Source organism: Carboxylicivirga sp. (assembly GCF_982718395.1).
In genome coordinates this window covers 1-15,177 of the sequence record NZ_CEXQWX010000142.1, presented here as the reverse complement: position 1 = coordinate 15,177, position 15,177 = coordinate 1, and the positions used below count along the sequence as shown (strand labels likewise).

The 15,177-nt window shown below is 34.7% G+C and carries 12 protein-coding genes; 5 read left to right on the top strand and 7 right to left on the bottom strand.

Annotation, left to right across the window (positions count from 1 at the left end):
- Nucleotides 1–100 precede the first annotated feature (100 nt).
- Nucleotides 101–484: a MerR family transcriptional regulator gene (locus AC4MRQ_RS19940; RefSeq protein ID WP_491199475.1), complete on the bottom strand. Its 384-nt coding sequence runs from the start codon at nt 482–484 to the stop codon at nt 101–103.
- A 96-nt stretch (nt 485–580) separates the two neighbouring features.
- Here AC4MRQ_RS19940 and AC4MRQ_RS19935 point away from each other — a divergent pair, with 96 nt between their 5' ends.
- A complete protein-coding gene (locus tag AC4MRQ_RS19935) occupies nt 581–1,108 on the top strand; it encodes a YceI family protein (protein ID WP_491199474.1) in 528 nt (175 codons plus the stop codon).
- A gap of 14 nt (nt 1,109–1,122) precedes the next feature.
- A complete protein-coding gene (locus AC4MRQ_RS19930; RefSeq protein WP_491199473.1) occupies nt 1,123–1,941 on the top strand; it encodes an SDR family NAD(P)-dependent oxidoreductase in 819 nt (272 codons plus the stop codon).
- A gap of 363 nt (nt 1,942–2,304) precedes the next feature.
- Here the strand turns inward: AC4MRQ_RS19930 and AC4MRQ_RS19925 are convergent, their stop codons facing one another.
- The 5 genes from AC4MRQ_RS19925 to AC4MRQ_RS19905 all read right to left on the bottom strand — a co-directional run bounded on the left by AC4MRQ_RS19925 (nt 2,305) and on the right by AC4MRQ_RS19905 (nt 9,181).
- Nucleotides 2,305–2,763, bottom strand: coding sequence for a cupin domain-containing protein (locus AC4MRQ_RS19925; protein ID WP_491199472.1), 459 nt, complete (start codon nt 2,761–2,763; stop codon nt 2,305–2,307).
- A gap of 112 nt (nt 2,764–2,875) precedes the next feature.
- Nucleotides 2,876–3,196, bottom strand: coding sequence for an antibiotic biosynthesis monooxygenase family protein (locus AC4MRQ_RS19920; RefSeq protein WP_491199471.1), 321 nt, complete (start codon nt 3,194–3,196; stop codon nt 2,876–2,878).
- 7 nt (nt 3,197–3,203) lie between these two features.
- Nucleotides 3,204–3,641, bottom strand: coding sequence for an arsenic resistance N-acetyltransferase ArsN2 (arsN2, locus tag AC4MRQ_RS19915; RefSeq protein WP_491199470.1), 438 nt, complete (start codon nt 3,639–3,641; stop codon nt 3,204–3,206).
- An 18-nt stretch (nt 3,642–3,659) separates the two neighbouring features.
- Nucleotides 3,660–4,043 carry a MotA/TolQ/ExbB proton channel family protein gene (locus AC4MRQ_RS19910; protein ID WP_491199469.1) on the bottom strand — a complete coding sequence of 128 codons (384 nt, stop codon included), beginning with the start codon at nt 4,041–4,043 and terminating at the stop codon, nt 3,660–3,662.
- A gap of 101 nt (nt 4,044–4,144) precedes the next feature.
- Nucleotides 4,145–9,181, bottom strand: coding sequence for an AAA domain-containing protein (locus tag AC4MRQ_RS19905; RefSeq protein WP_491199468.1), 5,037 nt, complete (start codon nt 9,179–9,181; stop codon nt 4,145–4,147).
- 984 nt (nt 9,182–10,165) lie between these two features.
- Between AC4MRQ_RS19905 and AC4MRQ_RS19900 the strand changes: the two genes are divergently transcribed.
- The 3 genes from AC4MRQ_RS19900 (at nt 10,166) to AC4MRQ_RS19890 (ending at nt 12,224) form a co-directional block, all read left to right on the top strand.
- A complete protein-coding gene (locus AC4MRQ_RS19900; protein WP_491199467.1) occupies nt 10,166–10,900 on the top strand; it encodes a DUF6261 family protein in 735 nt (244 codons plus the stop codon).
- A 246-nt stretch (nt 10,901–11,146) separates the two neighbouring features.
- Nucleotides 11,147–11,824, top strand: coding sequence for an IS110 family transposase (locus AC4MRQ_RS19895; RefSeq protein WP_491199466.1), 678 nt, complete (start codon nt 11,147–11,149; stop codon nt 11,822–11,824).
- The gene (locus AC4MRQ_RS19890; protein WP_491199465.1) at nt 11,817–12,224 is read left to right on the top strand and encodes a transposase; all 408 of its coding nucleotides are present in this window, start codon (nt 11,817–11,819) and stop codon (nt 12,222–12,224) included. The genes AC4MRQ_RS19895 and AC4MRQ_RS19890 overlap by 8 nt, the downstream gene beginning before the upstream one ends.
- 482 nt (nt 12,225–12,706) lie before the next feature.
- Here the strand turns inward: AC4MRQ_RS19890 and AC4MRQ_RS19885 are convergent, their stop codons facing one another.
- Nucleotides 12,707–14,908 (bottom strand): KamA family radical SAM protein, encoded by a 2,202-nt coding sequence (locus AC4MRQ_RS19885; RefSeq protein WP_491199464.1) that lies wholly within the window; start codon nt 14,906–14,908, stop codon nt 12,707–12,709.
- Between the last annotated feature and the right edge of the window lie 269 nt (nt 14,909–15,177).

Here is a 15,177-nt window from a genome sequence, read left to right as displayed (position 1 = left end):
ACTGGAAACCAAGCCCTGTATTACCGCCAGTCACAATTGCTACTTTCCCTGTTACGTCAGGTATTTGCTCTGCGTCCCACTTTTTCATTCCTGTATGTGTTTATTCTTTTGGTTTAATTTTATTAACTACCTCTTTATCACAACTAAAATTCCTGAAACCTTCTAGTTTGTCCCTTAGGATAACCAGTTCCTCAATTTTTTGATTGATCTCATCTATCTTGCTGTTCAGGAACCTCATCTGGTAATCTTTGTCGAAATTATCAGTTTGGATATTTGAAATAACCTCTTTGCATTCTTTCAATGAGAATCCCAGTGTTTTCATCGAACGAATAATTTTAATGCGCTCAATATTCTCCTCTGAATACTCTTTGTAATTGTTGTATTCGTACGGTTGAGTAATGCCTGTTAACAGTCCCATACTTTCATAAAGACGAACTGTATCTCTCGAAACTCCTGCCTTTTCTGCAATTAAACCGATTCGCATAAAAATAATTTAAAAAAAGTTGCAATTTCTTTTGACCGTTGACCATAGTCCACGGTTTATATTCGCAATATTAAATAATTATCAAACAAGAAGAAAATGATGAAACGATTTTTTATAGCTGCAGCTATCCTATTGAGTATTGGCTCATTCAAAACTTATGCCCAGAACATTAACAGTGATGCCTCATTTGTGGAGTTTTCCATTTCAAATATGAAGTTTAAAACGGTTGAAGGAACCTTCAAAGGCATGAAGGGGGAAGTGAAATTTGATATAGATGACCTTGTAAATTCATCTATGAACGTCTGCATTTCTTCTGCATCGGTCAATACCGGCAACGAAAAAAGAGATGAGCACTTAAGAAAAGACGACTTCTTTAATTGCGAAAAATACCCTGACATTTGCTTTAAGTCGACCAGTATTACAAAGGAAGAGAATGGCTTTATAGTTAGCGGAGAAATGAGCTTACATGGTATTACAAAACAGGTTGAGATACCATTCAATTATAGTAATAATACTTTCAAGGGATCATTTAAAATTAACCGAAAAGATTACGGTGTTGGTGGGAACGGAACATTTATGGTTGGTGATGAAGTGACTTTGAACATCACTTGTAAAATCGAATAATCAAAACTTTAAAAATGAATTATACCGTATTAATTACCGGCAGTACCGAAGGGATTGGTGCTGCCACTGCTATTGAGTTTGCAAAACGTCATTATTCCGTTCATATACTGGGGCGGAATAAAACAAAAGGAGAGAAAGTACTGGAGCAACTACAAAGCTATAATCCGGAGGGAAATCATTTGTTCTTTTCTGCTGATTTGTCAGTAAAAGCAGACGTAAAGCGTTTTTTAGATAACTACCTGAAAGAACAAAGCAGCTTGGATATACTGATCTTAAATGCAGGTATACATCCCAAGAGCAATACACTATCCCGGGATGGAATCGATATCACTTTTTCTATTGGTTATATTTCAAGGTATATGTTTGCCGTGAGACTGAATAAGCTTTTATCTGCGTCAAAGCTTGGAAAGGTTATTCATATCAACGGTTCTGTAATTGGAAAAATCCATTTTGACGAACTGTCAAATCCCAGATACAACAAAATGATTAGTGTTTGGCAAAATTCGATCGGTTCTGCTTTGCTGGTTTCCAACTGGAAAACATTTACAAATACAAATGTTGAGCATATTCATTGGAACCCCGGCATTGTGAATACTCAAACCGTAAAATCTCAAAGCAAGGTTGTTCAGTTGCTCTCAAAAGCATTGGGCATGGTAGAGGCTAATAAAGCTGGTGAATGCATCGCAAGTTTTGTTACTGAGAATAGTGAAAAAAATATTGGAGGTAATTTCTATTCAAAAGGAAAACTAAAGAAAAAGCCAAAACTGCACTCTGATAAGGCTTTGTTTAAAAAGCTAATCGAATACTCTGAAAGTTTTACAAATATCAATTGATATTCTTGTGGATAAAAGATTAACGTTGGAAATACAATTTCAATATTTATTGCATAATATACACTTTGGCGCTTCGCCCAAACCAGACTTCCTTTTTGTTCTTGATGACAAAAAGGAAGCAAAAAACATCAAGGCTGCTTGTAAAATACCTTTCTAATTCAGCTCAGTCATAAGTTCGGCCGGGTGATTTCCAAAGCAAGTTTGGAACTTCCCGGTCCCTAATGCCTTCACTTCAACAAAAGCTATTTTGCAAGAGGCCGACCGAGAGAATTTGTATTATTACTTATCCAATGAATATTAGTGATATGCCGATATTCATCGGATAAGTATTGAAGCAAACCCCATTCAAAACGATAATGCAGTTTATATATCCCAATAAGATACACCTTCAGTCAGGAATCCATCTTCCATATTAAAATAGTCGAGTGAACCTGCTTTATTCTGGATACATAATAGCAATAAAGGCTTGTCAGTATTATTCCTGTAAGTTCTGTTACCATCCGGTGCTATTCTAATGACTGAACCTTCAGTAACATCCAATAACGATTCATCAACCTGAAACTGTCCGGAGCCTTTTATAACCATGTAGATTTCTTCATTGTTCTTATGTTGATGAAAAGAGGCCATTTCTGTATTGGGAGGAACTACATTAAAAGATATTTCAGCACTGCTTGATTTCAATATCTCACCAATAAATACTTTACCCTTAACCTCTTCATGACGTTTTGGGTGTATGTAAGAATAATCCTTTATCTCATCTAAACTTCCCAAATCAATAGAGGTGTAGTTAGGACCTTCTGAACTAATTTTTACTTTTTTCATGCCAGAGTTTTGTTTGATAAGTTACTAATACTATCAAATTTAATGTTAAATCATTTAAAATGAAAAGTTTCTTCTATGGCACTTTCTGTTGTTCTTTGATTATTTAGTCGTGTTATTCCTTTTCAAATTCATAATCACGCTCTACTTTGGCAATTCTGGTCTTAAAGCTTTTATACCATTTGCTTCGGCCCTTTTCTCTTGCTATTGTATGCTCTGTATTTTCTTTCCACTTTTTTATGGTATCCAAATCTCTCCAATATGAAACTGTTATTCCAAGTTCTTCTCTTGCACTTTCAACACCCAGAAATCCGTCTTGTTGTTTCGCTAATTCAAGCATTCTATCTGCCATTTCAGAATAGCCCTTATCCCCTTCTGTTCGGGTCGAAGTAAAGATTACGGCATAATATGGTGGAGTCGGTGTTTTTGCTATCATAGGACTTTTAATTTATCAAACTCTTTTTCATTACTACTGCCGTAGCAGGACATATATCAGAGAATTCCTTTGTTTTTCTAATAACTGTCGGTGTAATTTCCCGTTGCACTTTATTAAAATCAAATTTCTCAAAATATTTTTCGGCCGTTGTGGTCAAAAGATATAGTTTCCGGATTGCATTGTTTTTACAATACTCAAAAAGGTATTCAACTAAATTTCTGCCAATCCTTTTATTTTTATAGCTGTCCCTGACAGCCAGTGAACGCAAAAGCCCGGTTGTTGTATATTGTTCGAGTCCTATGATAGCCACAATAGTATTCCCTTCTTTTGCTACTAAGAATTGAACCGCACTTTCTTCTATATCATCTATAGGTAAATCATTTTCAAGAAGTAACTTTTTTACTTCTTCCAAGTCTGATTTTATAAGTTGTTCAATTTTTACCATTGTGGTTATAAGTAAGGTTTATGCTTTTTCAATTGCCTTTCGCATCATTTTATTTTGCTTGACTCCCTTTAATATGCCCCAAACGATTAATGAGATGATCAAAACGGCTAACCCAACTAATGTTGACTTATACGAACTCTTAATACCATCGGCCACAATGCTTGCCGATATGGTTCCTGCATCAGCAATGGCATCAAAGGCCTCAACGATGCTCAATACCTGACCAAATATCCCCAGCAATAAACCAATAATACCCATCAGCCATATTCCGAATATACCAATCGTTTCCGGGTGGTTGGTTTTGCGGAGCTTCCATAGTTTAATATAGCCGGTTACAATAATTACCATGCCACAGACAAATGGAAGTAGTGCATACGGGTGAGCTGTTAAGAATCCAATCATTTAAGTAGTTTTTATCTAACGGTTATCAATTTAGTGCAAACTAACCAATAAATACGACATAGATACAATCTATGCCGAACTAGGCATTTAATAAACTCTCTTTAAATAAATTCTATATCAGGTTGATATCTAATTTGGTCATAAGCACAAAGCATTTTCTTATAGCTGGTTGATTTTTTTTCTTTATATGCTCTTAAGTAATTTTCTATTTCATCTAAAGGAATGTTCTTTTCTAAAATATTCCACGTTATAGCATCCGTTTTGTACGAATTTGCAATTTTCTCATCATCAATTATATTTTTCAGGCTGTTTCTTGAATAATCAGAAGATAATTGTTTAAGTCTATTAAAGACTGTTTTTAGCTTATTGAATTGTTGTAATTTCAGTCTTTGTGCAGAGTTAATGTTATTATTGATACTACTAAAACAATGCATTGGAAAAAACTGAGTATTTGGTATTTTTAAGCGGTCAATAACAGTCAAAGATTTACCCATTTTCGAATCATGAATTTTAAAGTATGATTCTATTATTTCAGAAACAGATAAAAAATGAAATTTCGGGGTAGAGCTATTATCTTTTTGAGATAGTTTTTTTTGCTCATTTGCTAATGAAGGAGCACCACTACCATTTAACGACGTTTTCTCAATTATTTCTTTGTGATTATGATGATTACCAGTTTCAATATTCTTTTTAAATCCTGTTTTTAATTCAGTTTTTTCCTCTTTTATTACAGGAAGCTCAATGGAGTGTTCTTCAAATATTCTCCAAAGTGGTTCTAGTGCCTTTTCTTTGTTTGAATAATATTCTCCACCCCTAATTCTAAAAAACTGCCAACCGCAACGCTCTAAAACCTTCTGACGAAGCATATCATCTTGGTATTTGTCAGCACCATGCCATTTATCGCCATCACATTCAATGGCTATTTTAGTTCCATCAGGAAAAAAGGCTACTAAATCAATCCGGTATTTCCCTTTGGCAACTTCGTATTGAGGTTTAACTCTAAAACCCTTATTTACAATATCGTTAAAAACATCAACTTCAAACCAACTATCAAATGGTGCAGGTTGATTACCTAAGGTCCGTTTAATTGGTGTTGAAATTGGTGGCGGGGAAGGTTTGTAATTAAGGAAATGGTCTAAAAGTTTAAATCTTAAATCATTAGAGTTACTTAAATCTTCAGGCAAAATTGAATGGAAAAGCCAAATTTGTTCAATAGCTCTACTTACAGCTACATTGAATCTTCTTTCGTCTTCTGGACGTGTTAATGCGCTTCGATTATGGTTTGTCGCAGTAACAAGACTTAAAAAGATAATATCTCTTTCATCTCCTTGAAAACTGGCTGAATTACCACATATTATTTTTCGACTTCTAAATTCCTTTTCACCAATCTGTTTAATCAACAATGTTTCAATTAATGCACTTTGCGCATTTCCTTGCAAACAAATAACTCCAATACTTTTGCCATTGTATTGTTCATCATTTATTATTTCGAGAATTTTATTAGAAATAGCTTGGGCTTCTTGTTCATTTCGAATATTAGAACTCTGACCTTCAACAAATCCATTTTGACAATAATAGTGCTCCAAAGGCTCTAATCTATCCTCGGAATATTGCTTTAAAGGAAACAAACCTTTGCCATCAGAAGCGTAAAATAATTTGTTTGAAAACTCAATAATTTCAGGCATACATCTAAAATGCTCCCGTAGAACAATTCTTCCATCACAAAACCTACTTGCGTGGTCAAAAAAGCTGTATTCCGTACCATAAAAATTTTTAAAAGGTATGCCTTGTAAATGCCTGTTTATAAATGGAGTCACTGCATTTGCATCAACTCCAATATATTCTGGTGATGTTTGTTTATCATCACCTACTATTATAATGTTTTTAGAGATATATAATAAAAATATTGCGTCAGGACCAAGCTGGCTCGCTTCATCAATTATTACATAATCATAAATGCCTTTTTCTGGCTGAATAGTTTCTGTTACCTTGTACAATGGCATAATCCAGCATGGAACAGACGTTTTGCAATGTTCCATTTCTTCCTGAGCAATCTTTCTGAATTTTAGTGCCCTTTTACCTTTACCAGTTTTTCCGATTTTTTTCACGGCTTGAACCCATGCTTCTAAATGTTGTCGAAGATTTCTGTTCGCATTCAAATTTTCAAGTACATAAACCCAAGATTTTTTTGAAGAAAGCTTAGCTATTAAGCTTTCTTCGATAGAATCATAGCTTTTTAGTTTTTCTTTAAGTTCGTACTCAACATCCTTACTTAATAATCGAGACACCTCATTGGTTGCATGCTTAAATAATATTGCCTTTTCTAATTCAGGTATTTGTGTTTCTAAGAATTTACGTTCTGAAATTGCCTCAATTAAGAAAGGAAAGCAATTATTCAATTCCTTTTCTAATTCCTTGAATAATCCATATTTTTCAAAATCTTCATGTAAACTATTTAATTGATCAAGAAGCAGTTTGTATTTTAATAGGTCAAGCTCAATAAAGGCATCTGATATATCTTTTCCAATTGGGTGTATATATGGTTGGATTAGTTTGTTGGATAATTCACTTCTGTGTTGCTCAAAGTTTTCTAACCTTAACAAGGACAAAGTATTTTGAACATCAGTTAAATTTGAAGAAATTGATTCTGAACTAAAATCAGAAATAGTAATGTTAGAGATGCCTTTTAGTTCGCTAATTTTACTGGACGATATATCAATATTATTTATCAAGGATTGAACTTGCAAAACAAGTTTTTCGAAATAGTTGAATTTCTTTTCGTACTTATTTAATTCCTTGTCCGTTTGCCAAATATCATTTAACTCATTGAAATTTTGTTTAAGCCTTATGTCTTCAAGTACATTTTCAAATTCTTCTTCAGTATCACATGGACTGCCATTAACAAGTACATTTTCAATAAAATAAAGTTTTTCTTTAATGTCCTTTGGTAGAAATCTCTTTTTAATTCTAAAACTTACACCTGATAAAGCATTGCCCGCATTTAAATAATCCAAAAGACCTTTTGCATCACTTTTTAATGAAATTAGTGACTTATTTTTTGGGTACTCAATCTCTAAATTCCTATCCTTGTATCGTAAATCAGTTTTTTGAAGTTCATCTAATATTTGTGCTGATCTTTCAATCTTACCGAACCACCGGGACTTATTATTCTTTAAAGAGTCATCTATTATTTCATGTTTCTGAGGAAAGTATATTTTTTCAATCTTTTCAAAGACAGCAAGCAATTCTTTAAGTATGCTTTTTACTTTAGTGTAATCACTTGAATTTATAATATTGCAATTATCTTTTGAAAGATTGTTTTTAGTAACTCTATCTTGAATATTTGTAAATTCCTGGAAAACATCTATTTCAAGTAATTTTTGTTTATCGGGAAGTTGGTATTTATAAACTGAAACATCGATTTGTGAGTAGTATTTATATTCAAGTATGTATGACTTTAACTTTTCTAATATTCCAATATCGTCATAATTGTCAAAATCATCCCTGTACCAGTCAAATCTTAATTTATCAGCACCTAATAATGTTCCTATTTCTGTTAACGTACCTTTATATTGTGGATTAATACTAATACTACGAGTTGATATCTCCTTGATTTTAAGAAGTTCATTGGTATTATAGGCCCTATCATTTTTTAAGGTTAATAGTTCCTCCTCTAAATCCTCAATTTCCTTTTTTAAATTATCTATGTCGGTATTTGAAAGTTCATCATTTATTGTATTTACACTAGCTTCTAAATCTTTAATCGAGGATGAGTCTCCACTTAAAAGATTTACAGTTAAGCTTTTAAACTCATCAGGCAATTTATCTTTTAGAACTTCAAGGGCACGTTTAGTATAAGCTGTAACCAATACTTTTTTACCATTTGCTAATAAATGACAAATTAAGTTAGCAATAGTATGAGATTTTCCCGTGCCAGGTGGGCCCTGAACTAAAACTTTATTATTGTATCTGGCTTTCTTAATAATGGCAATTTGTTCATCATTGAATTTATTGGGGAAATATATTGTATCATTGGGATTTAACCCTGTTCTTTCAGTTTGGGGAAATGGTTTATTTGAATCAGACCCACTTGCTTCATCAACTAAATCATCTAATGTCGGTATTTGAGGTCCTGAGGTTTCTTTAATGTCTTCAATGATTTTTTCATACATGGAAGTATAACTTCGAGTATCTCGTTTTCGAAGAATTAATGCTGGTGCATAAAATATTGTTTCTTTGGTTTGAACTTCTTTACTTTTCGAAAGCTCTTCTTTGTACTTGCCATCGCCTGGCTTTATCCTTTCTGATAAAAGTTGTAAAACTTCATGAATGTCTTTATCAAATGGGTTAACCAGTTCCTTTTCTTTTATTAATTCTTTAGCTCGTTTTTCTGCTTCAATAATATCGTTAGAATCAAATTGATCCATTATAGAATCCGTTTCAATTACCAAACCATTTTCTAAGCTTTGACTAACAATTATACTTGAATCTCGTTTTGAAAACTCGAATTCAACTTCAGTTTTTGCAGAAATGACATGCCTGCATATTAAAGGGGTGTTATCACTTTCTTTAAAGTGCATTAACCCTATACCAATTATTAGTTCATATTCTTCACCAAACTGCTGTGATTTATTGTAAATAGAAAATAGTCGTTTGTAAACTGAATTTACTTGGTCATAAACCCTATATTTTTCATCGTAGATATCCTTTTCTTTCCAGTAATTGACTGATTCATTAAACCATCTAGTTTTACAATATTCTTCAAATTCAGATTTGATTTCGGGGTAATCTTCAATTTCTAGGATTTGTTCTTCAATCTCAATTTCTTGTAACAATTCAGGTAGCTTATCCTTATTTAATAAGCTTTCTGGAATAATCCATTTTTCAAGTGTCTTGGGAGGACTTGGGAATATTGGTTTTTCAGGTTCCTTAGGTTTAGACACCTTTAACCAATGCCCTCCTTCATTCGAAAAGTTGTCATGGATAATGCAATCAATTTTCTCATTTACTGGAATATTTGAAAACCAAATTATGTCAAGGTAATTCTTTGAGTTTAAAATATCTCTAACAGGCTTGCTTCTGAGTTTTGAAAACTCAAACAAGTATTTAAAAATTTTTAAATATTTTTCTTTATTCATAAACCTTGAATTTCCAATAAGTTGATAACATATTCGGCTAAAAATTGACCCATCTGCGAGCAAAAATATCAACCTGTGCATCAGAGCATACAAATGTGCCTAATATACGTTGATGACTTATAAAATCTATTTTTGTTTTTAACTTGCTCGAACGTTTTCTTTGCATGACAAATAATATCTGTATAATTCTTTCTCTCCCCAATACGATACTCGCTCCACCTAACAGTATAGATTTCTAATCACAGAATTCCAAAATTAATCTTATTCGTTAAATACTCTAATGACTTTGTCAAAAAAACGACTTTTTCTTAGAATTTATCTGAAAAATATTCGATCAGTCTACTCTTTTAAAAGACGTTCATTGAGTAATGATTGTGTTTAGTTTTATTTAGGCCATATATTACCTAAATCCTTTAATATATCGTTTTAGCAAAAATTATCATTCAAAACAACTAATGATAAAAATATTTGTATAAAATTTTTGATCTGTTCAACTGTTGAGTTGGAAAGCAATTCAGATCATTTTAATCGTGTTATTTTAAAAAATATCTATTTACAATTTTGAATTGTTATTGTAAAATAATATCTTTAACGCTTAACTATAAAACAACCCGCGCGCATGAACCATTTTATTAAACCGACTTTCTTGCCCAATAAAACATACCAAAACATTCAAAGGCCGTTATTTTTTCAAGTTATGCCAAAATCCGCAAAACATACCTTTTTCGTTTGACAGATTTTTCAGATAGCTGTAAAGGCCATTTATCTCAAAGGTAGCATTGCATAAATCTGTAAATCCTGATTTTTTCATTTATTGAGCTGTTCAGATAGCAGCATAAGTACATTTTCCATTTAACAAGCTTTACAGAAATCCGAAAGGGTCATTTTTTACATTTGTCGGGCTTTGCGGATTTCCGAAAGTCCTCAATAATCTGTTAATAATACAATTCTCTAATTTTTTATCACATACTTAAAATTATTTTTATGGAGAAATTAAATAAAGTTAATACCGACATGCGAGTACGCGATGTCGCTGATTTAGGCACCAACATAAACACAGAACTGGATCTGTCGAGCCTTGAAGATGCTAATATCATTTCTGTGAAGGATGACCTAGCAGTGATTCAGTCAAGGCTTAAAAGTGCTATTAACGAAATTAAAGTTGAATCTTTACTGGATAGTGCAGATGCTAAGCGCGACACAACCACGCGCTCGTTGTTATACCTGAATAGGGGTTACCTGTTGCACCCTGATGCAGCCACGCGCGAGGCTGCAATAGATATTGAAAAGGTATTGAGCAGGTATGGTTTTGAGTTGATAACAAAGAATTACTCAACTCAGTCAGCCTCAACTGAGTCCTTGATTCGGGATCTCAGAGCCGCCGAAGTGGCTTCTAAAGTCGCAATATTACCCGGTATGCAGACAATTGTTGATCAGTTGGAGGAAGATCAAAATCATTTTAAAACAACCGAAATGCAATGGAATGCAGCACTTATTCAGGATGATGACAGCGAAAGTGCCACGGTACTTAAGCGTGAGCTATTAAAGTTGGTTAATGATAAGCTGGTGATTTATCTGCGAGCTATGATGCAATTTAATCCTGAACCTTATAGTGGATTGATAAAGGCTATATCAAAACATATTGGCCGGGCCAACAATTTGGTAAAGCGGCGCAAAAACAATGAAATGAGGAAGAAGTGGGACCATACAATTAATTAACCATTTGCATAATAAAGGATTTTAGGAGCATCGTAATGGTGCCCTTTTTTTGTTTGAAGTTTGGTAATAGTGTGTAAAACAAGAGTTTGTTCAAAAACAAGCATTTAAAATTAGATAACTTACGAACTATTACTTAATCACCTCATCCTAACCTTCTCCTCAAGGCAGTATGTTTGTAAAAAGCATAAGCCACCAATATTTAGTAATTTGAATTGAGCAAAATTTAAACAACTAAAAAAGTGGCTTATGGTACAGAAAATTAACAAGATCAGTTTTAAAGGACAAAATATTTTCGTAGGAATCGATGTCCATTTGACAAGTTGGAAAATTACAATCATGTTAGAACACTCTATTCATAAGACATTTTCAATGAACCCGAGCTGTTTCGAGCTAAAGCAATATTTATCAAAAAAATTTCCTGATGGGACTTATTATTCGGCCTATGAAGCAGGTTTTTGCGGCTATAGTGTTCATAGAGAATTGATAGAGTCGGGCATTGAAAACATCATTGTAAATCCAGCAGATATTCCAACAACAGATAAAGAGCGGAAGCAGAAAGAAGATAAACGAGATAGTCGAAAGATAGCTAAATCACTTCGCAATGGAGATTTCCAGGGCATTTTTGTGCCAGATATTAATACCATGGAGCTAAGAAGTTTAGTCCGCCACCGAAAAACAATGGTAAAAGAGATATGCAGGAACAAAAACCGAATCAAATCCATTTTACATTATTATGGGATTAAGATTCCGAATGAACTGGATTCCGCATCAAAATATTGGTCTGGTCGATTCACCGAATGGTTATTAACGATTGACTTCTGCACTTCCTGGGGGAAGAAGGTATTGAATCAGACTTTGGGGTTTGTGAAGTTTTTAAGAGCAACCTTATTAGATTATAAACAAAGAACTCAGAGCGATGAGTAAAACAGGTAGCTATTCACAAAAGATAAGCTTATTGAGTAGTGTTCCCGGAATAGGGCTAATAACAGCATTTACATTATTGTCAGAAATAGGTGACTTTTTAAGATTTAAAAGCCTGGATCATTTTTGTTCTTATGTCGGACTGGTTCCAACAACCAATTCTTCAGGAGAAAAAGAAATTACAGGAAAGATAACTACACGTTCAAATAAGCCTATTCGTGCAGTAATTATAGAATCTGCCTGGGTGGCCGTTAGAATCGATCCCGCTTTAACTATCAGATACAACAAACTATGTGGAAGAATGAAAGCTAATGATGCTATCATAAGAATAGCCAAGAAATTATTAGGTAGGATACGCAGTATAATGATAAACCAAGTGCATTATGAATATTCAGTTGCATAACATTCAATATAATATCAAAAATATCAAATTTAAGAGGGACTGTTATTTCTCCTTGCAGCACAATTGATGACTGCTTCCTCAAGGCTACAGCTCTCAACTATAAAAATTAAACACTGAAATGCAGCTTTGAAAAAAGACTGTTGATAGAAGGATGTTTTTGTGGATTATATTGGATCGCCAAGTCAGGTAACCAACGGGGATATATTATACCGAAGGTTCCATGTTAAATATTATCGGGTGTTGAACCCGATAATATTTAGCCAAGAAAGGTAAGCCTTCTGGTTCCTCATTGCCCGAAGAAAGAAGAGGATAAGTATTAATTTGCTGAAATTTAGAATATAATGAGTGATAAATTTGGATTACAACATAGAAGGAGAAGGTTAGGGTGAGGTGATTAAGTAATAGTTCGTAAGTTATCTAATTTTAAATGCTTGTTTTTGGACACCTTCTTGATAATGTTATTACTTAATAAGAAGACTTATTTATACATTAGCCTCCTCCTTTAGGTTTGTATACTCCGATGTTACCTGATAATTATAATCCGGATAGTCATAGATTGGTATACGTTGTTCCGTTTCCCCAATTGAATAGCCCCAGATGCTGGCATAATCATCAACCTCTTCGCCAAGGTCATTTATCTGACGCAGGTATTCACTAATGGATTTGGATTCAATAATGATCACTTTGTCCATTTGCTTCATTACCGGACTGTGCTTTCTGGTATGATCCAATTCAAACTCCAGGATACGACGACCATAACGGGTGATACCAATGGTGCGGAATGTCAGGCTCTTACCAACGCCTGGAAGATTAAGAACATTCCTGTCTGTGCCCAGAAATGGCAAACCGCTCTTTTGCATCAACTTAGCCATATCTGCTTCAATGGATGCAGCATTGTTCGGAAAATCTTTGATCTGCGAATAGTATTGCTCTGGAATTTTACCAATCACTTTTTCTTCCATTTGTTCCTGCACAGCTCGCTCGTTGGTAGCAAAATTAAAGCTGTTCTCCATATATCCTTTAACGCTAAATGTGTAGTAATTGATAACACCAATTTCATTCAAAACCTTCCTAAGTTTAGCAGCATGACCTCTTCTGGAAGCAGCAGTAGTAAATACATGCTGGTTGGTCACGGTCCATCCGGCAGAGTTTAACAACTTAATAGCCTGACGAGCTTCGGGTGTCACTTCCATAGGTGATTCAAAATGGGTTTGCATAAAAAACTGTTGGATACCTATTTCGGAGGCCTTCTTCTTAAAATCACCCAATATTTTAACCAACTCCGGTGTGACCCTTTGCGGCATATAAACCGGTAATCGACTGCCAAGCCTGATGCGCAGGAATTGTGCATACTTCTCACCCTCGGGTCTTTGTTTATTGGCTTCAACTTTATTTGCAGCCATTTGGTAAATCTTGTCCAGAATCTTTTTTAAAGATGTGTCGGAGCTCATCAGGGCATCACCTCCTGTAATCAGGATGTCGCGTAATTGTGAGTCCTTTTCAAAATATTCCAACAAAGAGTCCAGCTTTTCGTCCCAGGTTTGCTTGGGTTTTAATTTGTCCAGGTTAAAGTTGAGGTTACCTCGCTGAAAGTCGTACATGCGCTGGCATGAGGCACATAATCCACCACAAGCACGCCCCATTGTATCGGGTATCAGAATCGCTACCTCAGGATAACGTCTGTGAATGTTGTGCTCGCTTGGCAAATACCAGCCTGCCGCATTGGGTTCGCCGGGCTTTACCTTATCTTCTTTTTCCCAGGCAACGATATTTCCGTATTCATCAATTAGTTTCTGACTATAAATCACATAATGCCTGATTGCCAAATCGGCACCAACGGCAAAGTATGGAACCCGTACATGCAATAGGGAGAGGTAATATGGATTCACAAAAAATGGAATTCCCTTGGCCTCGGCTTCATACAGTACCTTCATGGTATCCGGGTCGAGCGAGTTATCGAGCATTTCATTTAATAAATCCGCCGACCTGACAGCAAAACGTAAATGAAACAGATGATTATCCCACCAATCAAGCGCTTTCAGGTATTTTTGCTCTTTGGATAAGCCTTCTGGAAAGATGAATTTGCTGTTGCTCATTTCCCCCGAATCAATGATCCGGATAATAATCTTGAGTATCCGTTCCTTGTTCTCTTCTCTTAGTTTAACAATCCTCGGGTCGAGGCCTGAACACCAACGATCCATCCATGTCTCTACCTGCTCTTTGGATGGTATAGTCCTTTTATATTCCCCTCGGAACTGTTTAAATAACATCAACATATCCTTAAAGAAAAAAGGTTTGGCACCACCAGTTCCATTTGTAACGGCCAGCCAGATTAGGTGAATGGGATTGCTGATAGCCATTTCACCCCTTAAGTTAAGGTCTTCAAACTCACGGCCCGCATTGTCGATGTAGTCGAGTATTCGAATGGCAGCAAAGTCTTTCCAGCTTAGTTTCTCGAAGGCTTCACGGCCGTGCGCCTCTCGTTTATAAAAAAGGTAGGCATCCTTATTTTTCTTTATTTCGTCCAGCACCCAATTTCGAACACCAACCAATACCTCTGTTTCATTTCTGGCATTTCGCATTATTTCTTCCAGAATGGGATTTTCTTTTAATAGCTGCCTTAGCAGCATATGCGATTTAACCGAGATAGCAATGTGATCGAGTTGATGGTTTGATGTTGTCATGGTATGGGAAATTAGGGATTACTGTATCTAAAGATACGTTAATTATTGATTTTTAGAAGAGTAAAGGTGAATTGAATCAGGGAAATCCCTTTTAAAAATATAGATAGGCCAATTTTTATCTTTTAACCACAAATTTAGCTTCGCTGATTTTCAATTCGCGAATTACACCAATTTTTAGTTCTGCCATGCGGAACAATTTTTGCTAATTGGTGCCATCGTTAGTTTGTCTTTGTAAAAGCAAAGAGAGAAAAGAGAATATTTTCTTTGGA